Annotated in this window: 24 protein-coding genes, 1 tRNA gene and 1 pseudogene; 13 read left to right on the plus strand and 13 right to left on the minus strand. The window is 68.3% G+C overall.

Features of this window, described 5'->3' with window-relative positions; translation table 11 throughout:
• Window positions 1–137: 137 nt before the first annotated feature.
• Window positions 138–860: a triose-phosphate isomerase gene (locus tag BLV25_RS00760; RefSeq protein ID WP_092730273.1), complete on the plus strand. Its 723-nt coding sequence runs from the start codon at window positions 138–140 to the stop codon at window positions 858–860.
• Between the two features lie 28 nt (window positions 861–888).
• Here the strand turns inward: BLV25_RS00760 and BLV25_RS00765 are convergent, their stop codons facing one another.
• The 3 genes from BLV25_RS00765 to BLV25_RS00775 form a co-directional block, all read right to left on the minus strand.
• On the minus strand, window positions 889–1,449 hold the full coding sequence (locus BLV25_RS00765) for a hypothetical protein (protein WP_155982166.1): 561 nt from the start codon (window positions 1,447–1,449) through the stop codon (window positions 889–891).
• Between the two features lie 109 nt (window positions 1,450–1,558).
• Complete coding sequence (locus BLV25_RS00770) at window positions 1,559–1,804, minus strand: hypothetical protein (RefSeq protein ID WP_021073465.1); 246 nt, start codon at window positions 1,802–1,804, stop codon at window positions 1,559–1,561.
• Between the two features lie 171 nt (window positions 1,805–1,975).
• The gene (locus BLV25_RS00775; RefSeq protein WP_092730275.1) at window positions 1,976–2,275 is read right to left on the minus strand and encodes a ubiquitin-like small modifier protein 1; all 300 of its coding nucleotides are present in this window, start codon (window positions 2,273–2,275) and stop codon (window positions 1,976–1,978) included.
• A 157-nt stretch (window positions 2,276–2,432) separates the two neighbouring features.
• On the opposite strand from BLV25_RS00775, the gene sfnG reads away from it, so the two are divergent.
• From sfnG to BLV25_RS00790, 3 genes are all read left to right on the plus strand, one after another.
• Window positions 2,433–3,587 (plus strand): dimethylsulfone monooxygenase SfnG, encoded by a 1,155-nt coding sequence (gene sfnG, locus BLV25_RS00780; RefSeq protein WP_092730277.1) that lies wholly within the window; start codon window positions 2,433–2,435, stop codon window positions 3,585–3,587.
• The gene (locus BLV25_RS00785) at window positions 3,588–4,235 is read left to right on the plus strand and encodes an NADPH-dependent FMN reductase (protein ID WP_092730279.1); all 648 of its coding nucleotides are present in this window, start codon (window positions 3,588–3,590) and stop codon (window positions 4,233–4,235) included. It abuts the gene before it with no gap.
• Window positions 4,236–4,369: 134 nt separating this feature from the next.
• Window positions 4,370–4,990, plus strand: a complete 621-nt coding sequence (locus BLV25_RS00790; protein ID WP_081758178.1) for a CinA family protein — start codon at window positions 4,370–4,372, stop codon at window positions 4,988–4,990.
• Window positions 4,991–5,045: 55 nt separating this feature from the next.
• Here BLV25_RS00790 and BLV25_RS00795 read toward each other — a convergent pair whose 3' ends face one another.
• The 3 genes from BLV25_RS00795 to BLV25_RS00805 form a co-directional block, all read right to left on the minus strand.
• Window positions 5,046–5,930 (minus strand): hypothetical protein, encoded by an 885-nt coding sequence (locus tag BLV25_RS00795; RefSeq protein WP_039402034.1) that lies wholly within the window; start codon window positions 5,928–5,930, stop codon window positions 5,046–5,048.
• A gap of 155 nt (window positions 5,931–6,085) precedes the next feature.
• Window positions 6,086–6,538 carry an LWR-salt protein gene (lwrS, locus tag BLV25_RS00800; protein ID WP_176819407.1) on the minus strand — a complete coding sequence of 151 codons (453 nt, stop codon included), beginning with the start codon at window positions 6,536–6,538 and terminating at the stop codon, window positions 6,086–6,088.
• Between the two features lie 26 nt (window positions 6,539–6,564).
• A complete protein-coding gene (locus BLV25_RS00805) occupies window positions 6,565–6,840 on the minus strand; it encodes a 4a-hydroxytetrahydrobiopterin dehydratase (RefSeq protein WP_021073472.1) in 276 nt (91 codons plus the stop codon).
• 86 nt (window positions 6,841–6,926) lie between these two features.
• Between BLV25_RS00805 and uppS the strand changes: the two genes are divergently transcribed.
• Entirely contained in the window at window positions 6,927–7,856 is a 930-nt protein-coding gene (gene uppS / locus BLV25_RS00810) for a polyprenyl diphosphate synthase (protein WP_021073473.1), read from the plus strand.
• An 86-nt stretch (window positions 7,857–7,942) separates the two neighbouring features.
• A complete protein-coding gene (locus BLV25_RS00815; RefSeq protein ID WP_092730281.1) occupies window positions 7,943–9,028 on the plus strand; it encodes an aminopeptidase in 1,086 nt (361 codons plus the stop codon).
• Between the two features lie 110 nt (window positions 9,029–9,138).
• Here BLV25_RS00815 and lrp read toward each other — a convergent pair whose 3' ends face one another.
• A complete protein-coding gene (gene lrp, locus BLV25_RS00820) occupies window positions 9,139–9,600 on the minus strand; it encodes an HTH-type transcriptional regulator Lrp (protein ID WP_021073475.1) in 462 nt (153 codons plus the stop codon).
• A gap of 126 nt (window positions 9,601–9,726) precedes the next feature.
• Between lrp and glnA the strand changes: the two genes are divergently transcribed.
• On the plus strand, window positions 9,727–11,094 hold the full coding sequence (glnA, locus tag BLV25_RS00825; protein ID WP_021073476.1) for a type I glutamate--ammonia ligase: 1,368 nt from the start codon (window positions 9,727–9,729) through the stop codon (window positions 11,092–11,094).
• Between the two features lie 399 nt (window positions 11,095–11,493).
• Here the strand turns inward: glnA and BLV25_RS00830 are convergent, their stop codons facing one another.
• Window positions 11,494–11,949 carry a 30S ribosomal protein S19e gene (locus BLV25_RS00830; RefSeq protein WP_039402041.1) on the minus strand — a complete coding sequence of 152 codons (456 nt, stop codon included), beginning with the start codon at window positions 11,947–11,949 and terminating at the stop codon, window positions 11,494–11,496.
• A 252-nt stretch (window positions 11,950–12,201) separates the two neighbouring features.
• On the opposite strand from BLV25_RS00830, the gene thiL reads away from it, so the two are divergent.
• Window positions 12,202–13,158 (plus strand): thiamine-phosphate kinase, encoded by a 957-nt coding sequence (thiL, locus tag BLV25_RS00835; RefSeq protein WP_092730726.1) that lies wholly within the window; start codon window positions 12,202–12,204, stop codon window positions 13,156–13,158.
• Window positions 13,159–13,236: 78 nt separating this feature from the next.
• Here the strand turns inward: thiL and BLV25_RS00840 are convergent, their stop codons facing one another.
• Both BLV25_RS00840 and BLV25_RS00845 read right to left on the minus strand, forming a co-directional pair.
• Complete coding sequence (locus tag BLV25_RS00840; protein WP_021073482.1) at window positions 13,237–14,379, minus strand: site-2 protease family protein; 1,143 nt, start codon at window positions 14,377–14,379, stop codon at window positions 13,237–13,239.
• A gap of 59 nt (window positions 14,380–14,438) precedes the next feature.
• Window positions 14,439–15,464, minus strand: coding sequence for a succinylglutamate desuccinylase/aspartoacylase family protein (locus tag BLV25_RS00845; RefSeq protein WP_021073483.1), 1,026 nt, complete (start codon window positions 15,462–15,464; stop codon window positions 14,439–14,441).
• A gap of 182 nt (window positions 15,465–15,646) precedes the next feature.
• Between BLV25_RS00845 and BLV25_RS00850 the strand changes: the two genes are divergently transcribed.
• Window positions 15,647–16,996, plus strand: coding sequence for a RimK family alpha-L-glutamate ligase (locus tag BLV25_RS00850; protein WP_092730283.1), 1,350 nt, complete (start codon window positions 15,647–15,649; stop codon window positions 16,994–16,996).
• A 183-nt stretch (window positions 16,997–17,179) separates the two neighbouring features.
• Here BLV25_RS00850 and BLV25_RS00855 read toward each other — a convergent pair whose 3' ends face one another.
• Entirely contained in the window at window positions 17,180–17,782 is a 603-nt protein-coding gene (locus BLV25_RS00855; RefSeq protein WP_256335616.1) for a DNA-3-methyladenine glycosylase family protein, read from the minus strand.
• 205 nt (window positions 17,783–17,987) lie between these two features.
• On the opposite strand from BLV25_RS00855, the gene BLV25_RS00860 reads away from it, so the two are divergent.
• The 4 genes from BLV25_RS00860 (at window position 17,988) to BLV25_RS00875 (ending at window position 21,301) form a co-directional block, all read left to right on the plus strand.
• Window positions 17,988–19,985: a 3-hydroxyacyl-CoA dehydrogenase/enoyl-CoA hydratase family protein gene (locus BLV25_RS00860; RefSeq protein ID WP_092730286.1), complete on the plus strand. Its 1,998-nt coding sequence runs from the start codon at window positions 17,988–17,990 to the stop codon at window positions 19,983–19,985.
• 170 nt (window positions 19,986–20,155) lie between these two features.
• Window positions 20,156–20,230: transfer RNA gene (locus tag BLV25_RS00865), tRNA-Glu, on the plus strand.
• Window positions 20,231–20,404: 174 nt separating this feature from the next.
• Window positions 20,405–20,839, plus strand: a complete 435-nt coding sequence (locus BLV25_RS00870) for a disulfide bond formation protein B (RefSeq protein ID WP_092730288.1) — start codon at window positions 20,405–20,407, stop codon at window positions 20,837–20,839.
• A gap of 51 nt (window positions 20,840–20,890) precedes the next feature.
• Window positions 20,891–21,301, plus strand: coding sequence for a DUF5820 family protein (locus tag BLV25_RS00875; protein ID WP_092730290.1), 411 nt, complete (start codon window positions 20,891–20,893; stop codon window positions 21,299–21,301).
• A gap of 70 nt (window positions 21,302–21,371) precedes the next feature.
• On the opposite strand, the gene BLV25_RS00880 is transcribed toward BLV25_RS00875, so the two are convergent.
• A complete protein-coding gene (locus BLV25_RS00880) occupies window positions 21,372–23,288 on the minus strand; it encodes an acetyl-CoA carboxylase biotin carboxylase subunit (protein ID WP_092730292.1) in 1,917 nt (638 codons plus the stop codon).
• A gap of 133 nt (window positions 23,289–23,421) precedes the next feature.
• A pseudogene (locus BLV25_RS00885) lies at window positions 23,422–23,655 on the minus strand (DUF5822 domain-containing protein); the annotation flags it as partial.
• Window positions 23,656–23,739: the final 84 nt, after the last annotated feature.

Raw genomic sequence — 23,739 nt, forward strand, 5'->3', positions numbered from 1 at the left:
ATCTGTCTACGGATTATAGGACTAGCGTACACAATTTTTGAATTCGAGTTCGGAACCGGGACGGGATTCGGCCTCGGATCCGGAGCGACGTTCGGATCCGACGTCTATTTATAAGGGCGGCGGTCGGATCGCTCGATATGGCGCTTCCCACCCCCGCTTTTCTCTGTAGCTTCAAGACGTATCCGGGGACCGCCGGTCGTGACGGCCTCGAACTGGCGCGGTCGCTCTCACGCGCCGCGACCGATGCGGCGGAGCGAACGGAATCGGAGCGGTCGTCGCCGATCCGACTCGCCGTCGCCCCGCAGACGCCCGACGTTCGTCTCCTCTCGCGGGAGACCGACCTCACCGTGATCGCGCAGGCGGCCGACGCCGCGGATCCGGGTGAGGGAACCGGTGACGTGCTCGTCGAGACGCTGGCCGATGCCGGGGCGGATGCCGTCTTCGTGAACCACCCGGAACGCGAGCAGTCGCTGCCCGCGACGCGGACGCTGATCGAGCGTTGTGCGGACTCCGGGATGGACGCGATCGTCTGCGTGCGTGGCGTGGAGGAGGGGATCGCGGCCGTGGAGCTGGGCGCGGACTGGCTCCTGCTCGAGAAGCCCACGGACGTCGCCTCCGGGGACCCGCTCGTGCGGCGTCACCCGGATCGCGTCCGAACGTTCGTCGAGCGGGTTCGCTCGGCGGCCGCGGCACACGGGCGTGACGTCGCGATCGCGGTCGGCGGCGGGATCTCGCGGCCCGCGGACGTGGCTGCCGCCTTCGAGCTCGGCGTCGACGCGGTCGGCGCGGCCTCGAGCGTCGTCACCGCCGCGGATCCGGCGGCCCGTCTCGAAACGCTGCTGTCGGAGGACCCGTCGTAGCTCCCGATTATACGGCGAACGTGGACAGTCACCCGTGACGGTTCTCGCCCAGCCTTTCGGACACACGACGGTTCATCGGGATCGCGGTCGGGGGGCCGAGGAGCACCGCTCCGAACGACCCGAGCGGAGCGAGCAGGACGAACGGAATCCCGACCCCCGTCCCGAGGATCGAGAGGAGAACCAACGCAAAGCCGACGGAAACAACCACGAGTAGGCGTTGCCCAAGCGCGTGACAGAACACGACCGCCACGCTCGCGTATTCGGTTCCGTAGTCGTCACGGAATCGCCCGGCGTCCGCGAGTGCGGCCAGCAGGTGGACCGTGCCATATCCGACGAGAGTCACCGCTCCCGTCCACCACGAGACCAACAGAACGGGTTCGGTTGGGCTGGAGGGTCCGTTCGTCACGAGCGCCACGAAGGGCCCGAACGAGATCGCCATCGCGAGGAAAACCAAGATCAATATCGCGTTTGAATCACGTATCCGGCGAGCATGTTCCGAACGGAGACGGGCCATCAAACGACCGGTATCCGACAAAATTGGTAAAGTTATGGGAGGAATCGAGCGAGTGCTGCCGTCGTCGCCGTCCACAGGCGGCTCTCGCGAGCGGAATTCGGCGGACAAAGACATACGGCGGCGGACAAAGACATACGGGCGGACAAAGACGATGTGGTGGAGAGCGACCGCTGGGCCGTCTCTTCTACGGCTCGATCGCTGCAGCCGCCTCGTCGTCGCCCGTCGGGCCCGCGGACGTGTACAGGCCGGCAAGCGCCAGCAGGACGAAGATCGCACCCTCGACCCGTGCGGCCGTGTACACCCACTCCCGAGTCTCGAGGTCGTCCGGCGTCCGATACGCCAACCGGGTCGCGGCGGCGACGACGGCGCGGGGACAGAGGAGTTCGACCAGTCCGAACAGTCCGATCAGGAGCTCGATGTGGCGGCGCATACGTCTCGATACGCGGCCGGCGGACAAAAAGCGCGCGGCTCCGACTCGTTTCCGTTCACGCACCGGTGGTTTTCGTTTCAGTGGTTTCGTTCACGCACCGGCGGCCGCCGTTCACGCACCGGCGGCCCGACCTCGGCACCCGGATCCCCGTCCCCCGGATACCGGAAGGAATCACCGCTTCGATCCGGTGGTCACACACCCGCCGTACACCGAGGGCGTGAGCCGGATCACGTCGCCGTCCCGCAGCGGCGTCTCGGGCCCCTCGAGGTGCCGGATGTTCTTCGTGTTCCGGGTGACGGCGACCTCGCCGACCAGCGATCCGCCGTCGATCAGTCGTCCCGACAGCTCCGGATATCGGTCCTCCAGCTCCGCGAGAAGGTCGCCGTACGTCTCGGCGGCGGTCTCGATCTCGATCGACCGCTCGCCGACGTCCTCCCGGAACGGCCCGAAGAAGCGACATTCGATCTGCACGAGGGACGGATACGGCGGTGACCGGCTTTTACCCGTCGATCGGGGGATACGTGATCACGTCATCGGTGCCGACAGGTATTGCCGATGAGATCGAGCGGAGACAGGAATCGCCATAATCAACCTGCATAAAGATGTGGAGTCTATATTAGCACCCGTTATGGACACGGAGTTCGCCTACTGGGTGCCGAACGTCAGCGGAGGCCTCGTGGTCTCCGATTGGGACATGGACACGGACTGGACCTACGAGTACAACCTCGAACTGGCCCGCACCGCCGAGGAGGTCGGGTTCGAGTACGCGCTCGCGCAGGCGCGGTTCTTCGGGAGCTACGGCGCGGACCGACAGCTGGAGGCGCTTTCGGTCGCCAACGCGCTGGCCGCACAGACCGAGGAGCTGCACGTCATCGGCGCGGTCCACCCCGGCCTCTGGGAGCCCGGGCCGCTCGCGAACTTCATCTCGACGGCCGACCGGATCAGCAACGGCCGGTTCTCGATCAACGTCGTCAGCGGCTGGTTTAAAGGGGAGTTCACCGGCTTCGGGCAGCCGTGGCTCGCACACGACGAGCGCTACGCGCGCTCGGAGGAGTTCATCGAGGTGCTGAAGCGACTGTGGTCCGAGGAGTACGCCACCTACGACGGACGCTTTTACACGATCGGGAAGGACATCGACGGCTTCGAGGGCGCGCCGATGCAGCCGAAGCCGGTCCAGGATCCGTATCCGCAGGTCTTCCAGGGCGGGAACTCGAAGGCCGCGCGGAAGATGGCGGCGCGGCAGGCCGACGTCCTGTTCATCAACGGCGGCAGCCTCGAGACGATCCGCGGGATCATCGAGGACGTCGAGTCCTACGCCGAGGAGTTCGGGACCGAGCCGCCGCGGTTCGCCGCCAACGGCTTCGTCATCCAGCGCGACACCGAGGCCGAGGCCAAGGAGACGCTGGAGGGGATCATCGAGAACGCCACCGACGAGGCCGTCGAGGCGTTCCGCGAGCAGGTCAAACAGGCCGGCCAGTCCTCCGCCGAGGGCGAGGGGATGTGGGACGACTCCGACTTCGAGGACCTGGTTCAGTACAACGACGGGTTCAAGACCGGCCTCATCGGGACGAAAGAGCAGATCGTCGAGCGGATCCGCAAGCTCGACGCGATCGGCGTCGACATCGTGCTCGCCGGGTTCCTCCACTACGACACCGAGCTCGAGCAGTTCGGCGAGGAGATCATCCCGGCCGTCCGGGAGGCCGACCCCATCGAGGTCGACGACGTCGACGACGTGATCGACGAGGACGTCGAGTCGATCGGCGGCGCGGAGGTCGCCCGATAGATGGCCGCTGACCGAACCCTCCTCGGGATCGTCGGCAGCGTGTCGGATCCCTCCAAGACGGCCACCGCGGTCGAGACCGCGCTCGAGGCGGCTGCGGAACGAGACGGGGTCACCACCGAGACGCTCCGACTATCCGACCACGACCTCGTCACCGCCGACGGGCGGACGCTCGACGCCTACGAGGGCGACACCGCCGCGGCCCTCGAGGCGATCGTGGAGGCGGACGCCTACGTCGTCGGAACGCCGATCTACCGCGGGTCCCTCTCGGGCGCGCTGAAGAACCTGTTCGATATGGTCCCGCGGGGGATGTGGCAGGCCGACGTCGCTCCCTTCGAGGACGCCGCCGTCGGGCTCGTCGCGACCGGCGCGACGAACCACCACTACCTCGCGATCGACCAGGAGCTGCGCCCGATCTTCGGCTTCTTCGGCGCCCACACGGTCGGCGGGAGCGTCTACGCGACCGACGACCACTTCGAGTCGCTCGCTGACGGCGGGGACGGCACCGATGACGCCGGCGGCGCCGGCGGCTATGCGGTCGCCGACGACGCCCTGGGCGAACGACTCGCCGACCTCGGGCGTGCCACCGTGGAGCTCGACGCCGCGCTGGCGGACGCCGACGCCCTCACCGGTCTGGGCCCGCAGTTCTAGTTGACCAGCAGGTCCCGGTCGCTTCTCGGTCCGCGGCCGACGTCGTTCCGACGCCGAGGTTTAAGTCCGATCGCGAGCGACCGACGGGTATGAGTCGGGAGTCGAACGGGAGGACGACGGATAGTGGCGAAGCGATGACGGACGGCGGCGAAGCGGTGACGGAGGACGGCGAAGCGACGACGGGAAACGGCGCGTTACCGCAGGACGTCACCGGCGCGCTCGACGACGGTCGATGGACCGGCGAGAAGTCGGTCGAGGCCATCGTCGGCGACGTGCTCCGCGATCGAAACGAAACGCTCGCCACAGCGGAGTCGCTGACCGGCGGGCTGATCGGGTCGACGGTCACCGACGTGCCGGGCTCGAGCGACTACTTCGATCGCGGCTTCGTGACCTACGCCTACGACGCCAAGCGGGCGGAGCTGGCCGTCCCCCGGGAAGCGCTCGACGCCCACGGCGCGGTCAGCGAGCCGGTCGCCGAGGCGATGGCGCGCGGCGCGCGCGACCGTGCGGACACGTCGTGGGGCTTGTCGGCGACGGGGGTCGCCGGTCCCGGCGGCGGCCGGGACGAGAAGCCGGTCGGGCTCGTCTACGTGGGCGTGGCGTACGCGGCCCCGTGGGGAACCGAGGCGTCGTTCGTCCGGTCCCGACGGTTCACCTTCGACGGGGACCGGGCGACGATCAAGCGGAAGTCGGTCGAGTCCGCGCTCGCGACCCTCGCGGCGACGATCGAGGAGGATGGCGCCGAGACCGCCTAAGACGCCCCGACGAGTCGCCCCGAGTGACTCCGAGCGACGTGTCCGTCGGCCGCGGTCAGTCCGCGACGAGCGGCGGTCGGGTCGTCGTCCCCTCGGCGCCGACGATCACGACGATCGTCGGCTCCTCGCGCGAGACGTCACAGTCCGTGCCGCGCTCGACCGCGAACGTCAGCGACCCGTCGTCGGTCGCGTTCGCGCGAACGGGGAGCTCGGCGGTGACGGCGTGAGTCCGCTCGGCGCCGCCGCCGATCCGGTCGGACCGCTCGTAGCTCCGCTGCTCGTATCGGATCGAGGTGCCGCGGTCCGACGGGGTTGCGTTCGTCCCCACGACGCAGCCGCGCATCGAGGGCAGATCGACGGGGCGCGTGAAGGGGCCGCCGTTCCGAACGGTCAGCGTCCCGATCTGCCCCCGGAGCGGAACGATGTCGGACGCCTCGGCGTCGGCGGCGACCCGGTCCGGAACCGTGAGCGTCGCCTCCTCGTCCAGCTCCGCGGTGTAGTCGACCTCGGCGCTGGCGACGTCGGCCCCCACCAGGAGGACGCCGACGCCGACGATCCCGACGAGCGCGTACCGAACCGTCCGGTCCGGAATCGCGACTCCCCCCTGTCGGACCACGTAGCCGAGTCCGACGAACAGGGCCGCGGAGACGACGAACAGCAGGAAGATGCCGGTCTCGGAGGGGTCGTACCGGCTGATGACGTACCCGAGGAAGACGGCATACGCGAGCGACGCGATCGCGTACGCCACCACGTCGAGCGCGTCACGGTCGATCCACAGCCCGACGAGCAGGAACGCCAGGAACGTCAGGAACAGGAGGGCCGCTTTCACCGTGATCGAGAGCCCGAACACCACGTCACGGATGAAGTAGACGAACGCGCCGAGCGCGAACAGCACGCCGAGCGCGTAGAGGACCTTGCCGCCGTCGATCTGGAGGTTCATACGGAGGGACGGATCGTCGATCGACACGGACCGGCATCAGTATTGTGGTCGGATCGGTCGGTTGACAGGTCAGCCGTGGCGGGTCGTTGAGCTCGCCGGACGCGGACGAGCCGATCTACGGCGAGCCGGACGCGGACGAGTCGACCGCAGGCGGGTCAGTCCCGGACGTGAATCGACGATCCGAGGTACTGGTGGAGGACCGTGTCCGCGTCCGTGGCCGCGAACGGGCTCGGGTCGGACTCGATCGCCGTTCGAAGGGATCGCAGGTACGACTCGTCGGTTCGAAGCTCCCGGAAATCGACGTCGACGACCGCGATTCCCGGCGCATCCCCGAGTCCGAGCAGCTCCCGGACGACCGGGTGGAACCGCTCCGGGTCGCCGAGCTCGCCGCGCCAGAGCCGGTCGCGAAAGAGCAGCCAGCCGTCCGTTCCGGGCTCCGGGGCGGGCGCCCGGACCGTCGTCTCGAAGCGATCGGGGGAGACCTCGGCGGCGGAGGGGTCGAGCCGAAGCGTCACTCGGAACACGTAGGCAGCACTCCTGCGGTCGGGCCCGCCGTCGTCCCCGCCGTCGGTGGTCGTCGGCGCGTCTTCCGGTGCGTCGGTCGGCATCTCGGTCGTGGTTCCGTGCGAGGCGGTCAGAACTCGTCGTTCACGAGGTCGGCGAGCCGGAGGTCGCTGTCGGTGATCCCGTCGGCCTCGTGGGTGGTAAACCGAACCTCGACCTCCCCGTAGCCGATCCGGATCTCCGGGTGGTGGAACTCCTCCTCGGCGACTTCCCCGACGTTCGCGGCGAAGGCGATCCCGTCGAGATAGTCGTCGAACTCGTAGACGCGGCGGATCTCGTCGCCGTCGCGCTCCCACCCGTCAGGGAGTCCCCGCTCGATTTCCTCGTCGGACAGGACGTTCGACATACTCGACGTCTCGGTCTCCGCTCTGTTAAGTGTTCCCGCGTTCGTCACTCAAAAGACACATATCATCCGCTCCCGTTCTTGAACCCGTGCTGGATCGCTGTCGATCGTGGTTCGAGTCGGCTTACGAGCGGTTGCTCCGCCGCGAGATCGGTTCCCCCCCGACGCACGTCGCCATCATTCAGGACGGGAATCGACGGTACGCCCGCGAGCGCGGCGAGGCGGCACCGGAGGGACACCGCGCCGGCGCCTCGACGACCGAGCGCGTGCTCGAGTGGTGCGGCGACCTCGGGATCGAGGAGCTGACCCTATACGCGTTCTCGACGGAGAACTTCGACCGGCCCGACGAGGAGCTCGAGCCGCTGTTCGACCTGCTCGCGGAGAAGCTCCGCGAGTTCGCCGACTCGGACCGCGTTCACGAGGAAGGCGTCCGGATCCACGCGATCGGCGACGTCGACCGACTTCCCGACCGCGTCCGTGAGGCGGTCCGCTACGCCGAGACGCGGACCGCGGCGAACGACGGCTTCCGTCTCAACGTCGCGATCGCCTACGGCGGCCGGAACGAGCTGCTCAGGGCGGCCCGCGACGTCGCGGCGGACGTCGCCACGGGAGCGCTCGATCCCGACGACGTCGACGTGACCGAGGTCGAATCCCGGCTCTACCGCGAGCCGGTCCGCGACGTCGACCTCATCGTGCGCACCGGCGGCGACGAGCGCACCTCGAACTTCCTGCCGTGGCACGCCAACGGCAACGAGGCGGCGGTCTACTTCTGTGCGCCCTACTGGCCTGAGTTCTCCCGGGTTGACTTCCTCCGTGCCGTCCGGACCTACGAGTCGCGCGAGGAGTCCTGGCAACGAACTCGGACCGACCGCGCGACGGCGCTCGTGCGTGCGGTCGCCGAGATCGAGGTCGCGGAGGCGCGCTCGGTCGCCCGTCGCCTTCGGGACCATCTCCCCGGCGGAGCGGCCAGCGATCTGACGGCCGAGCTGTCCGGGACCGATCCCGAGTCGGCCGACTGATACGGCCGCACCTCCCGGCTCACCGGTTCGATCGTACTGCTCGGCGGACCCGAAACCGGTATTCGATCGGAGCGGTCATCGAGGGTATGGACCCACGGATCCGCGACCACGCCGAGACGATCGTCGACCACTCGACGGGGATCGAGTCGGGTGACACCGTCGTCATCCAGCTGCCGCCCGAGGCGGAGGACCTCGCGGTCGCGCTCGCCGAGCTGTGTGGGGACCGCGGGGCACAGCCGGTCTGGATCTCGAACTCCGATCGATTCAGTCGGGCCTTCAAGCGGGCGGCCGAGGGATTCGAGGAGGCCGCCCACGAGCTCGCAATGTACGAGGAGACGGACGTCTTCGTCATCGCCCGCGGCGGCGCGAACGTCACCGAGGGCGCCGACGTCGATCCGGAGACCAACGCGGCCTACAACCGCGCCCGGAAGGCGATCAAGGAGGAACGGCTCTCGAAGACGTGGTGTCTCACGCAGGTGCCGACCTCGGGCCACGCCCAGCTGGCCGGGATGAGCACCGAGGCCTACGAGAACTTCGTCTTCGACGCGGTCTCGCTCGATTGGGACGCCCAACGGGAGTTCCAGTCGAACCTCGTGGAGATCCTCGACGACGCGTCCGAGGTGCGGATCCGCTCCGGCGAGGAGACCGACCTCACGATGTCGATCGCCGGCAACACGGCGCTGAACGACTTCGGCGAGGCGAACCTTCCCGGCGGGGAGGTCTTCACCGCGCCGGTTCGGGACAGCGTCGAGGGACGCGTCCACTTCGACCTCCCGCTATACCGGTACGGCCGCGAGATCGAGGACGTCAGGCTCACCTTCGAGGACGGCCGCGTCGTCGACCACTCCGCGGGCCGCAACGAGGACCTCTTGACCGCGATCCTCGAGACCGACGATGGCTCACGGTACCTCGGCGAGCTCGGCATCGGAATGAACCGGCAGATCGACCGGTTCACGTACAACATGCTCTTCGACGAGAAGATGGGCGACACCGTCCATATGGCGGTCGGGTCGGCCTACGACGACTGCGTCGGCGAGGGGAACGAGGCCAACGAGTCGGCCGAACACGTCGACATGATCGTCGATATGAGCGAGGAATCGGTGCTCGAGGTGGACGGCGAGGTGATCCAGCGGGACGGGACGTTCGTCTTCGAGGACGGCTTCGAGGAGTAGCCGGAACCGCTCGCGGTGCCGGTTCCGGCTGGTCCGACATCGCCGGTTCCGGCTGGTCCGACATCGCCGGTTCCGGCTGGTCCGACATCACCGATCCCGGAGGTCGGGCGTCACTCCTCGTTGAGGTCGAGCTCGAACTGCTCGTTCTCCGTGACCGCGTTGAGCACGACGGAGGTGTTCGACTCGCGGATGTTCGCGTCCGTGAGCAGCGACTTGATCTGGTCGTTCATTCCGTCGGTGTCCTCGAACTTCCCGACGGCGATGACGTCGTAATCGCCGGTGACCTCGTAGACGGTGATCATCCGTTTCTCCTCGCGGAGCCGGTCCGTGATCTCCGGGAGCGCATCCCCCTCGACCTTGAGCTGGAGGATCGCGGTGACGTCGTAGCCGAGGTTTCCGTAGTCGACGATGGGTGTGTACCCCTCGATGACGCCCTCGTCCTCGAGGTCGTTGAGGTGGTTCGAGACGGTCGTCACCGAGACGTCGAGCTCCTCGCCGAGGCTCCGCAGGCTCGCTCGGCCGTTCCCCAGGAGTTCGTTTATCAGCTTGGCATCGAGGTTTTCGTACGTCATTACACCGGATCACGTTCCAGGGGGTTTAGAACTTTACGAATATACAGTTTCGTTCGGGGCTCGGCGGGATATGCATCAATCGACAAGACCTTTATACTAGGGATATTCGGTTGGGATGTCCAGAAAATGACGGACGAACACACCATTTCGGACGGCGGCCTCTCCGCCGACGACCAGGCAGTCCTCGACCGCATCGAGGAGGAGAACATCGACTTCCTCCGGCTCCAGTTCACCGACATCCTCGGCGTCGTGAAGAACGTCTCCATCCCGGCCCATCAGGCCGAGAAGGCGCTGACCGAGGGCATCTACTTCGACGGCTCCTCGATCGAGGGGTTCGTCCGGATCCAGGAGTCCGATATGCGTCTCGTTCCCGACCCCGAGACGTTCGCGGTCCTGCCCTGGCGCAGCGACGACGACGGCGGCGCCGCACGGCTCGTCTGTGACATCGTCGACACCGACGGGGAACCGTTCGTCGGCGGCCCGCGTCAGGTCCTCAAGTCGGTCCTCGAGGAGGCGGAGGAGATGGGGTACAGCGTTTCCATCGGCCCCGAGCCGGAGTTCTTCCTCTTCGAGAAGGACGAGGACGGCAACGCGACGACGATCCCCCACGACAACGGGGGCTACTTCGATCTCGCGCCCAAGGACCTCGCCTCGGACGTCCGCAAGGAGATCATCTTCACGCTCGAGAAGATGGGCTTCGAGATCGAGGCGAGCCACCACGAGGTCGCCGAGGGGCAACACGAGATCAACTTCAAGTACGACGACGCGCTCTCGACGGCCGACAACATCGTCACGTTCCGCGCCGTCGTTCGCGCGGTCGCCGAACAGCACGACCTGCACGCGACGTTCATGCCGAAGCCGATCGCCGAGATCAACGGCTCCGGGATGCACAGCCACATCTCGCTGTTCGACGAGGACGGGAACAACGCCTTCGCGGACGACGACGACGAGTTTAACCTGAGCGAGACGGCCTACCAGTTCATGGGCGGCCTCCTGAACCACGCACCCGCGTTCACGGCCGTCACGAATCCGACCGTGAACTCCTACAAGCGGCTCGTTCCGGGCTATGAGGCCCCGATCTACGTCGCGTGGTCCGACACCAACCGGTCGGCGCTGATCCGCGTCCCGGACGCCGCCGGCGTCTCCGCGCGCTTCGAGGTTCGCAGTCCCGACCCCTCGTGTAACCCCTATCTGGCGCTCGCGGCGCTCATCGCGTCCGGACTCGACGGGATCAAAAACGACGCCGACCCGGGTGACCCGGTCCGCGAGGACATCTACGAGTTCGACGACGAGAAGCGCGAGGAGTACGGCATCGAGACGCTTCCGCCGAACCTCGGCAGAGCCGTCGAGGCGCTGGAGGCCGACGACGTGGTCCTCGACGCCCTCGGACCCCACACCGCGGAGAAGTTCCCCGAGGCCAAGAATCAGGAGTTCAGCGAGTACCTGACCCAGGTCTCGCAGTGGGAAGAGGACCGGTACCTCGAGACGTTCTGAGTCCGGCCGCTCACCGACGCTCGTTTTCATCCCGATTCGATCCGTCTCGCCGTCCGGTCCCGAGTGCTGACGGGGTCCAGTTTGACGGGACGCGCGACTAGACGAAGAACGCGAGTCCGACGGCAGTCACGATGACCAGCGCCAGCCAGCCGACACAGATGATTCCCATCTGTCGGGGCGTGAGCGATTCACCTTCGAGCACCTTTCCGACGTTCATTGCCCGAACGGTTCGGCCCGACGGGGTTGAAAGATGACGGGGATTCCCAGTCTCTGAGAATCGCGGTCGACGGAGACCGGACTTCGGGTTCGTTGCCCGGACGCGGCGGTTCGAACGGCGGGTTCGTTGCCCGGACGCGGCGGTCACCGGTAGCGGGAAGACGGCGTCGAGAAGGGAATCGACTACGCGTAGCGCTCGAGCTCGGGGCGGTCGAGGTCCTCGAGGACCGAGTCGGCGACCTCGTTGAGGAAGGTGTGGCCCTCGTCGGTGACGCGGCGTCCCTCGCCCTGGGCGGTCTCGACGAGCCCCTCCTCCTCGAGTGCCTGCAGCGACGCGCGGATGATCTTTCGGGACCCGCCGGCGTGCGTGCCGGGCGCGACCACGTAGCGGTTCGATCCGCGCTTTTTCCCGCCGTACTCGGTCGCGAGCCGCTCGATGCCGATCGGCTCGTTCGTCGCGACCTTCCGGAGCAGGCTCGCCGAGCGGACGAACCAGAAGTCCTCCTGCTCGGGCGGGAGTTCGCGGTTGGCGCCGGACTTCGTGAACTGGACCCACTCCGGCTCGTCGATGCGGTCGGCGAGCCGGTCGGCCGCCTCCTCGATGAGGGCGTCCGCCGGGACGTCGTAGAGACTTACCATTGGGGAGTGATTCTGCCCTGCCAAGGTTAAAGGCATCGTCTCGCGGAGGCGCCGTGTGAAGCGGTTTCACGCCCGATTCGGGGCGCGGGGCCGAGGGCAACGCAGCCGCGGTCGACGGCGTCGAAGCGGTTCATCACCGACGGCGTCGAAGCTTTTTACGCGACGGTGACGGAGAAACGACCGATGGACGAACGCGCGGACGGAGACTCGAACGACCACACGGGCGAGGCCGACCACACGGACGGGGGGCCGATCGACGAGCGCGAGGCGCTGGCCCGCATCGCCGCGACGCTGCCGGACGCAGGCGACGACGCCGCCGTTGTCGGCTCCACCGTGATAACCACGGATATGCTCCACGACCGGACCGACTTCCCGGCGGGAACGACGCGATACACGGCGGGCTGGCGGGCGGTCGGCGCCTCCCTGTCGGACGTCGCGGCGATGGGCGCGGACGCGACGGCGGCGGTCGCCGTGTACGCCGACGTCGAGTTCGACCCCGCGGCGCTTTCGGCGTTCGTCGACGGCGCCGCCGACGTCTGTGCGTCCGTCGACGCGCGATACGTCGGGGGTGACCTCGACCGGCATTCGGAGTTCACCACTGCCACGACCGCCATCGGCGAGACCGACGATCCGGTGCGACGGTCCGGAGCGACCTCCGGCGAGGCGGTCTGCGTTACCGGGACGCTCGGCCGCAGCGCGGCCGCGGTCGAGCTGTTCGACGCCGCAAGGGAGGCCGACACGGCGGACGGGAGCGTGAGGGGCGCCGACGAGGAAGTGGCTTCCGACCGTCTCGACCGCGCGAACGAGCTGTTCCGGTTCCCGCCGCGAGTCGGTGCCGGTCGCGCCCTCGCCGGTCACGCGACGGCGATGATGGACTCCTCGGACGGGCTGGCCCGATCGGTCCATCAGCTTGCCGAAGCCAGCGACGTGGGGTTCGCGCTCGATCGGGCAGCCGTCCCGATCGATCCCGCGGTCGACGACGTCGCGGGGACGGCCGCGGACCGCTGGCGGCTGGCCACGCGGTTCGGCGAGGACTTCGAGCTCGTCTGTACGATCCCGGAGGCGGCTCTGGAGCGGGCCGTCGACCGATGTCCGGTCGATCTGACCCGTATCGGGTCGGTCGTGCCCGCCGACCAGGGCGTCACGGTCGGCGGCGACCCGCTTCCGGACCGCGGCTATACCCACGGGGACGTCGACGAGGATGCCTAGCGTGGACCTCGTGGCCGCGTCTCCGGTCCGCGCGACATCGGCCGGCGATCGACCGGGCGAGGTGGCGCCGCCGCGTGCTCAGGCCGCGACGACCTGTATCGGCACGAGCATGAAACACGTCGCGCCGACGAGGAACGTGGCGATCCCGACGAGCAGCCGCGGCCATCCCAGCTCCGACTCGTCGAGCGGGGTCGCGGAGCCGGACACGGCGATGACCGTCGCGAACAGCCCCCAGAAGGCCCAGAGTCCGACGGACTCGTTGATCCCGTAGTCGAGGACGAGGTGGAGGTACGCCGCGATCGAGAACAAGGCCCCGGGCACCAGCGCGGCGAGCGTCTCCTGCCGCTCGCCGAGCATCGCACGCGTCATATGGCCGCCGTCGAGCTGCCCGACGGGGAGGAGGTTCAACAGCGTGAAGAACATCCCAACCCAGCCGCCGATGACGACCGGGTGAACCGCCTTTGCGGAGTCCTCGTATCCCGTCGGCCGCCCGAGCGCGTCGGCGATCCACGTCAGCAGCGGCGGATCGTTGAAGATGATCACCTCTCCGGATCGCTGTAACACCCGCTCGGGAACCGCGATCGGGTCGAGCGAGAGGCCGATCGCCGTCACGACGACCGTCGCGAGCAGCCCCGCGATCGGCCCGGCGGCGCCGATGTCGAACAGGACCCGCCGCGAGGGGATCCGCCCCTTCATTCGAATGATCGCCCCGAGCGTTCCGAAGGGGAAAACGAACGGGATCACGTACGGCAGCGAGACGTTGACGCCGTAATACCGGCCGACGGCGTAGTGGCCGAGCTCGTGGGTCAACAGGACTCCCAGGACCGCCGCGGTGAACGGCCACGCCTGCAGGATCGTCAGCGGGTTCGACCGGATCGTCGAAAGCGGGACGTAGTACCAGCCGTAGGCCCCGACGAACAGCGTCGTGAGTATCGTCGCGAGCAGCAGGCCGAGGTTGGCCCACGGGATTCCGTCCGGCCGCGTCCCGATCGGCCTCGCGAGGAGGACGTGGCCGCCCTCGACCTCCCGGAGGTCGACCTCGTAGCCCGCCTCGTAGAACGCCGGCGCCACCCGGTCGAGGAGCGCCCGTTCCGGAACGAGGGACTCGCCGACGTACTGGATCGTCTCGCCGTCGCGGCGAACGTCGACCAGATGAAAGAACGACTCGAGTTCCTCCGGGCGCGGGACGGGATCCGGGTCCACGCCCTCGCTGTCTGCCATTGACCCGCGGTACGTCATCCGATCGTAAAAACCCCGCGTCGCAGCCACGACGCCGCCGGTCACGACTTCGTCGCGTCGTCGTTCGATTGGTTCCGTTCGATGATCCGGCGGACGCCCGCGTCGAGCTCCACGAGGTGGCACAGCGGATTGCCCGGATAGACGACGGGGTTCTCGAGGATGCCGACGAGCAGGCCGGTGAACGGTGCTTCGACGGTGGCGTCGTCGTTCTTGAACGGGTTCGTGATCGTCGCGATCCGGTCCCCCTCGTGGACCAACGACCCGCGCTCGTAATGCATGTCCACGATCCCGCCCGTGTCCGCCCGGATCCACGTCTTCTCGTCGGACCCCGAGATGATCGTTCGCCAGCCCGGCCACCGAACCGACGCTCGCTCGCGGAGCCCGTACTCGGCGAACGTCGAGTCGACGCCCGCGAGAGCCTCGTCGATCAGACCCCGCTGGAATCGATGGGCTTCGCCCATCTCGATCGTGATCGTCGGGACGCCGGCCGCGGTCGCCTCCCCGCGGAGCGTTCCGCTCGGCCCCTCGCTGTCGATGACGACGTTCGAACCGAACGAGAGCGCGAGCCGGTGGACGTCCGGATCGGCCATATCCGCGCGCACGTGGAGCATGTTCGTCCGTCCGCGGGTCGAGGTGTGAAAGTCGAGCCCGACGTCGCAGGGCTCGATGAAGTTGGTGAAGATCCGGTGGGCCATCCGTTTCGAACTGGTCGACCCCTCCTTGCCCGGGAACGACCGGTTGAGATCGCGGTCGTAAACGGGAAGGTACCGCTGTTGGGCGAGAAAGCCCGGCACGTTCAACACGGGGAGACACACCAGCGTCCCGGCCAGTTCCGAGAGGTCCCACTCGCTGGCGACCTCGCGGACGACCTCGATGCCGTTGAGCTCGTCCCCGTGGGCGGCGGCCGAGAGGAACGCCGTGGTTCCGGGCCGCTCGCCGTTGATGATGGTCACGGGGATCCGAACCGGGTCCCCGAGGTAGGTCTCGCTGATCCCGTACCGGATGTTCTGCCGCTCGCCCGGCCCGACCCGCCCTCCGTTATAGGTGAAGGCCTCGTCGTCGCTCATACGTTCCCGAGCGCCGGCGGCGGTATATATATGCCGTCGTGGGAACGTCGTCGTGCAGCCTCCGCCGGCGTATTTCCGCAGAACGCCTCGATGTCACGGTTCCGCGAGCCGTCAAAATATCAGCACTGATACCGGAGTCGATACCGGACGTTTTTACCCGGACCCCGTCGACCGGTCGATCGATGACCGGGGATACCGCTCGTGTCGGGGTACTGTCGCTACACAACAGCAAGGAGACGAAGGCGATCCTGAACGCCGTCGAGGACCTCGGCCACGAGCCGGCCTGGCTGCGCAAGGAGAACACCGCGATCGAGGTCACTGACGGACGCGTCAGCATCGAACCCGACGTCGACGTGGTGCTCAACCGGCTGCTCCTCTCGAACACCGACCAGCCCGCCGAACACCTGGGACTCGCGACCACCTTCGAGCGGATCCGGCCGATGCTGAACGAGCCCGACGCCGTCCTCGCCGCGATCCACAAGTTCGCGGCAGCGGCGACCCTCGCCGACTGGAACGTCCCGGTTCCCGACGCCCTGCTCGCGCTCTCGAACGAGCGGCTCAACCAGGGTCGCGAGCGATTCGGCGACGTCGGCGTCTACAAGACCGCGATCGGGACCCACGGAGGCGGAACCTGGAAGGTCGATCTCACCGAGCCGGTCAACCCCAAGGTCGGCAACCGGCAGGCGTTCCTCCAGCGGCTGATCGAGCGCGACGACGAGCGACACCGGGACCTCCGCGTCTACGTCGTCGGCGAGGAGATCGTCGGCGCGATGTACCGCTACGCGCCGGAGGGCGACTGGCGGACGAACGTCGCCCTCGGCGGCGACGTCGAGAACGCCATCGACGATATGCCCGAGAAGGCGGCGGATATGGCCCTCTATGCGGCCGAGGTGATGGGGCTCGATTACGCCGGCGTCGACCTCATCGAGGGATACGACGGCTGGTACGTCCTCGAGGTCAACCCGACCGCGGGGTTCAAGGGGCTGTTCAAGGCGACCGGCGTCTCCCCGGCCCCTCACATCGCCAAGCTCGCGATCGAGGAGGCCGGCGGGACCGTCGACGACGATCGCGTCGAGACGCTCGCCGGCACGCTCGACGATTCGCGCCCCTCGTGTGCGCCGCCGCTGTCGAAATCACCCTTCGAGGAGACGCCGATCATCGGCTACGTCGAGGAGGTCGTCGCGACGGGCACCTCCGGCTCCGTCCAGGCGCTCGCGAAGTCCGACACCGGCGCCACGCGGACGAGCATCGACACCCAGCTCGCCGCGGAGATCGGGGCCGGTCCGATAAAGAGCATGACGCGGGTCAAATCCGGGAGCGTCAAGTCCGGCAAGGCGCGGCCGGTCGTCGATCTGGTGATCGGGATCGGCGGAACCCAACACACCGTGACCGCCAGCGTCGAGGACCGCGGTCATATGGAGTACCCGCTGCTGCTCGGCCGCGACATTCTGGAGCACTACCGCGTTGACGTCCGCAAGCGCGTCGACGAGGACCGACCCGACGCCGACGATCCCGAACTCCTCGAGGAGTAGCCCTCCACCTCCGTTCCCCGAGGTTTATTCCGGATACCGACCCACCCCGCCGCGTGATCTAACCACGACCGCGCGGCGGTTCGCGGGTGTCCGGTATCCCCGTCGCGTGTCCGCACCGGCCCGGCGTTTCACCGTGACCCTCGTCCCGACGACGCCGCGGCCGTTCGATACCGGCTGTTCGCTTCATCGTTCGTAGGCGGCCCACACGTACCGCGTCCCGTAGCTCCGGTACGGTCGCCACGCGTCAGCGATCTCCCGCATTTCCCCACGCGAGAGGTCGTCCCCGTCCGCGTACAGTTGCTCGATCCCCTTCCGAACGGCCAGGTCTCCGAGCGGCAATACGTCCTCGCGGCCGAGCACGAAGATGAGGTACATTCGGGCGGTCCAGTCCCCGACGCCGCGGATCCGGGTGAGCTCCTCGATCGCCGCCTCGTCGGACGCGTCCGCCAGTCCCGCCGGCGTGAGGTCCCGGTCGCGGAACGCCTCGGCCGCCGACCGGAGGTACTCGACCTTCGTGCGGCTCAGTCCCGCCTCCCGAAGCCGGTCGTGGTCGGCCGCCAGCACCGCTTCCGGGGTGACGTCGTCGAGCACGTCGAACGTCCGCGTTCGGATGGCGTCGGCCGACGCCGTCGAGAGCTGCTGGTTGATGATCGACGTACAGAGCCGCCGGAAGGGCTCCTCGGCGGGCGTGACGTGGAGGGGTCCGTGCCGGTCGATGAGCGGGCTCACGACCGGGTCCGACCGGAGCGTCTCCTCGACCGCCGGCGGGAGTGGATCCGTGTTCACGGGGGACCGTTGGGGTCGAACCGCAATGACCGTTTCGTGCTCTCGTCCGCCGGTTCGAACCGTACCGGACGCGTCTCCGACCGTCGGCACGTGCTCTCGAATCCCCGCCACACGCGAACCGGACCGTCGCCACACGCGATTCGGTCTGCCGCCACAACACCGGGCCGGGGAAACGTTGAACCGGAGGCGGCGCAACCGGTCGAGTATGTCGATAACCGACGTCGACCGAGTGACAGTCCTCGGTGCGGGGAATATGGGACACGGGATCGCCGAGTTGGCCGCGCTCGCAGGGTATGAGGTGCGGATGCGTGACATCAACGAGGAGTTCGTCCAAAACGGGTACGACCGCGTCGAGTGGTCGCTCGAGAAGCTGGCCGAGAAGGGCCGGATCGACGAGGCCGACGCCGACGCCGCACTCGACCGGCTCACGCCGCTGGTCGATCTCGAGGCGGCCGTCGAGGGGACCGACGTCGTGATCGAGGCCGTTCCCGAACGGATGGAGATCAAGAAGGACGTTTACAGCGAACTCGAGCGGCACGCGCCCGACGACGCGATCTTCGCCTCGAACACGTCCAGCCTCTCGATCACCGCGCTCTCGGAGCTGACCGACCGCCCGGAGCGGTTCTGCGGAATGCACTTCTTCAACCCGCCCGTCCGGATGCAGCTCGTCGAGGTCATCGCCGGCGCCCACACCGAACCGGACGTCCTCGAGTTGATCGAGGACCTCGCGGAGGAGTTCGGGAAGACGCCGGTCCGCGTCAGGAAGGACGTCCCTGGATTCATCGTGAACCGGATCCTCGTTCCGCTGCTGAACGAGGCCGCGTGGATCGTGAACGAGGGCGACGCGTCGATCGAGACGGTCGACTCGACGGCGAAGTTCGACGTCGGACTCCCGATGGGCGCCTTCGAACTGGCCGACCAGATCGGCATCGACGTCGGGTATCACGTCCTCGAATACCTCCAGGAGGAGCTCGGCGACGCGTATCGGCCGTGTCCGCTGATCGTGGAGAAGGTGGAGGCCGACGAGCTCGGCCGAAAGTCGGACGTCGGATTCTACGACTACGAGGACGGCGGGGCGACGATCCCGAGCGACGCCGGCGACGAGGCGGTTCGTCGCCGGCTGCTCGCGGTGATGGCCAACGAGGTCGCCGGCCTCCTCGACCAGGACGTCGCCGATATCGAGGCGATCGACGAGGCCGTGACCCTCGGCGCCGGCTTTCCCGAGGGGCCGGGACGGCTGGCCGACGCGGCGGGCGTCGACGTCCTCCTCGAGACGCTGCGGGACCTGTACGCGGACACCGACGCCGAACGGTACCGGCCCCGGGACGCGCTGGTCGCGATCGCCGATCAGGGCGGGTTCTACGCCCACGTCGGCGACCCTGACGAGGACGACGCGACCGGTTCCGGTTCGGAACCAAGCTACGAGACGCTCGACGTACAGGTCACCGAGGAGGGAGTCGGCCGGATCACGCTCGACCGTTCCCATCGAATGAACACGATCACCGAGGAACTGCTCGCGGAGCTCGAGGCGGCGATCGACGCGCTCGCCGCGGACGAGTCGGCGCGAGCGGTCCTCATCACGGGCGGCGGCGACCGCGCCTTCTCGGCCGGCGCGGACGTCCAGAGCATCGCCGCGGGCGGGGCCGACCCGGTCGCGATCACGGAACTCTCGAAAACGGGCCAGGAGACGTTCGGCACGCTCGAGCGACTCGACATGCCGGTCGTGGCCGGGATCGACGGCTACTGTCTCGGCGGCGGAATGGAGCTGGCCGCCGCCGCGGACTTCCGGATCGCGGCGGCGGGGTCGGAGTTCGGGCAGACCGAACACAACCTCGGGATCATGCCCGGCTGGGGCGGCACCCAGCGACTCCCGCGGATCGTCGGCGAGGGTCGTGCGAAGGAGATCATCTTCACGGCGGACCGGTACGACGCCGAGACGATGGCGGAGTACGGCTTCCTCAACGAGGTCACCGAGACCGGGGAGCTCGAGGACCGGGCGCTCTCGTTCGCCGCCGACCTCGCCGCCGGCCCGCCGATCGCCCAGCGCTACACGAAGCGGGCGATCCACGCGGGGCGCACGGACTCCGAGGCCGGGCTGGCCGTCGAGTCGCAGGCGTTCGGCCAGCTGATGAGCACGGAGGACGTGATGACCGGGTTGACCGCCTTTATGAGCGACGAGGAGCCCGAGTTCGAGGGCAAGTGAGATCCCTTGAGGCCGAAGCGACCGGGCCGCGGCGTTGACGGCGTGGTCGCCGACGCGCTCGAGGCCGGCAAACGTCACCACCACGGACGTCGCGGCAGTGTGCCCGACCCACACGGCGTACGCGAGTGAAGGGATTTATTACGATCCCCGCATTCCATCCGAACGCCGACGCTCGGTTGGTGTAGTCCGGCCAATCATGTTGGCCTTTCGAGCCGACGACCAGGGTTCAAATCCCTGACCGAGCATTCTCCACTCTCCGACCGCCGAGCCGCCGGTATCCCATCATCCGCCGAGCCGCCGACTTGCCACCCCAGACGACCCGTCAGCCGCTCGGCGGGCCGCCGGTGCGATACCCGATCGTCGCCACGGTCCGCCGTCGTTCTGGAGCTTTTATCCCTCCACCGGATCGATAGGCGGCCATGCGTACCCGTTCCGTCCTCGGCGCCTGCACGGTCGTGGCCGCGGTCGCCACGGCCGGCAGCCTCTGGTTCAGCGAGGGGCTCGGACTGGTCCCCTGCGAGCTCTGCTGGTACCAGCGAATCCTGATGTACCCGCTCGTCGTGGTCCTCGGCGTGGGAGCCCTCGAGGACCGGATCGGGACGTGGCGAACCGCGCTTCCGCTCGCCGGCCTCGGGGTCGGCGTTGCGACGTACCACGTCGCGATCCAGCTCTCGCCGGGGGCAACGTGTGGCCTCGACGGGGCCTGTACCGCGGTCCAGTGGCGGGGGCTCGGCATCTTCACGATCCCGCGACTCTCGCTGACCGCCTTCCTCCTCGTGACGATCGGACTGCTCGTCCTCGCGCTGGCCGAGCGCGGAATCGTCGACGCGGTCCGGAGCGACGTCGGCCGCTGAGACGGCGACGACGAGCGCGGACCTTTCAACCGTTCGCGATCAACGACCGGTATGAGTCTTCCCGACCTCCCCGACGGCTGGCGCGTCTGGAACGAGGAGCCGAACGGACGCGCGATCGTGGCGTTCCGTCCCGACGTCTTCACCGAGGACGACTTTCCGGCCGCGTGCCTGCCGACGATCTACCTGACGAACGGCTCGCGTGCCGCTCGTCCCGGCGCGGGCCAGTACCGAACGGACGAGTGGCACGTCGTCCTGTTCCTCGAGCCGGAGGTCGAGGTCACCACCCGGACGTACGACGAGCGCGAGGCGGCCGTCGAGGCGCTTCTCGATCTGGCCTCACAGTTCGCCGACGGCGCGGTCGATTACCGCGAGCCGTATCAGGTTCCCCGCGAGGCATATCTCGCGGAACTCGACCGACTCACCGGAGATCCGGCTGCTGACGATCACGTCGTCGACGAGTAGGAGGTCCCGCCCGATCCCGCCGGGCGAACGACTCACTCGAGTGAGATCGTGTCACTCGAGCGCGAGCGTCTCACTCGAGGACGACGAGCGGGTCGCCCATATCGACGCTGTCCCCCTCGGCGACGTGGACGCTCGCGACCGTGCCGCCGCGCTCGGCGACGACGTCGTTCTCCATCTTCATCGCCTCCAGCACGCAGACGACCTCGCCCGCCGCGACCTCCTGGCCCTCCGTCACGTCGACCGAGAGGATCGTCCCCTGCATCTCGGCGTCGATCGCCTCGCCGCCCTCCGCGATCTCGACCGTCTCCTCGGCTCCATCCGACCCGGCCGTGCCGTCGGCGTCACCGCCCCCGACGTGTGGGGGGCGACCGTCTTCCCCGGGCGTTCCGGCGGCACCGGAGCTCCCGGCGGCGCCGAAGTCCTCGATCGCGGGGATCGTCGGAGCCCCTCGCTCCTCAAGGGAGACCTCGAAGCGCTTGCCGTTCACCTCGACCGTGAACTCGCGCTCGCTGGTCTCGGCGCCGTCCGCGCCGTCCTCGTCGTTCCCACCGTCGGTCCCGTCGGTCGCGTCTCCCCATCGATCCTGTGCGGCCTCGATCCGGTCGGGTTCGAGGTCCTCGTCGAGATAGGTGGTGGTGTGGGTCCCGTCGCGGAACCGGTCGTCGTCGATCATCAGCCGGTGAAACGGGATGATCGTGGTGACGCCCTCGACGTCGTACTCGGCGAGCGCACGCCGCGAGCGGTCGAGGCATTCCTCGCGGTCGTTCCCCCAGACGATCAGCTTCGCGACCATCGAGTCGTAGTCGGTGACCAGCTCGTCGCCCTGCCTGAGCGCGTCGTCGACGCGGACGCCGATGCCGCCCGGCGGGTCGTAGGTCTCGAGGCGGCCGCCGCTGGCCGGCGCGAACTCCGCGGCGGCGTTCTCCGCGTTGATCCGGAACTCGACCGCGTGGCCGTCGAGGTCGACGTCGGCCTGGTCGACGGAGAGCCCCTCGCCGGCGGCGACGCGGATCTGCTCGGCCACGATGTCGATCCCCGTGAGCGCCTCGGTGACGGTGTGTTCGACCTGGATCCGGGTGTTCACCTCGAGGAAGTAGAAGTCCGTCTCCGGACCCAGCGGTTCCGCGGGATCCCGGTCGGGGTCCTCCTCGACGAGGAACTCGACGGTGCCCGCGTTGGTGTAGTCGGCGGCGGCGACGCCCCGCCGGGCCGCCTCGGCGATCGCTTCCCGGAGCTCGGGCGAGAGCGCTGGGGAAGGCCCCTCCTCGACCACCTTCTGGTGGCGGCGCTGGAGCGAACAGTCCCGCTCCCCGAGGTGGACGACGGTCCCGTCGCGGTCGGCGATGACCTGTACCTCGACGTGCCGCGGGGAGTCGAGGTAGCGCTCGAGGTAGACGGAGTCGTTCGAGAAGTAGGCCTCGCCCTCCCGTTTGGCCGATTCCAGCTGATCGTCGGCCTCGTCGGCGCTCGCGACCACCTTCATCCCGCGGCCGCCGCCGCCGCCCTCGGCCTTGATCGCGACGGGGTAGCCGTGTTCCTCGCCGAACGCGCGGACCGCGTCCGCGTCGGCGACCGGCTCGGTGGTTCCGGGGACGATCGGAACGTCGGCGTCCCGCATCACGCGACGGGCGTGGGTCTTCTCGCCGAGCCGCTCCATCGCGGCCGCCGAGGGGCCGATCCACGTGATCCCGTCGGCCGCCTGGACGCGCTCGGCGAAGGACGCGTTCTCCGCCAGGAAGCCGTATCCGGGGTGGATCGCGTCCGCGTCGGCCGCGCGTGCCGCCTCGAGGATCGCCTCCTGGTCGAGGTAGGAGTCGGCCGCCCGAGCGGGCCCGACGGTGTAGGCGACGTCGGCGTACCGGACGTGTCCGGCGTCCGCGTCGGCCTCGCTGTAGACCGCGACGGTCTCGATCCCCAGCTCCTCGCACGCGCGCATCACCCGAACCGCGATCTCGCCGCGGTTCGCCACGAGAACCCTGTCGAACATCCTTGTCCGGCCATTTCCCCAGCCGATACCTCATTCTATCGGTTCATCGTGGAATCTCGGATCGACGATCGTCGAATGAAAACGATCGCGAAGCCGTATCGAAACGGCGGACCGTTCAGTCGGCGTCGACGACGTCGCCGGCGTTCGTCCGTTTCGCGTACGCGAAGACGAGGATCGCGGTGAGGAACCAGACCGGCGCGCCGACCCGGATCGCGAAGGCGACGCGGGCGCCCCACGACGGCAGCGTGACCTGCGTGGACGCCAGCGCGACGAGCGGAGCGCCGACGAGGATGGTCACGACGAACGTCGTCTGCATCACCCAGCCGTAATCGACGCCCTCGACCTCGGTCCGTTCGACCGGTTGCACGCCGCGGCGTTCGGTCCCGCCGGTTAAGAACCTCCCGGGACGGACATTGCGGCCCGGCTCCCGTCGCATCGGGGACGTCCGCGT

The sequence above is a fragment of the Halopenitus persicus genome (genome assembly GCF_900107205.1).
GTDB classification, from domain to species: Archaea; Halobacteriota; Halobacteria; order Halobacteriales; family Haloferacaceae; genus Halopenitus; species Halopenitus persicus.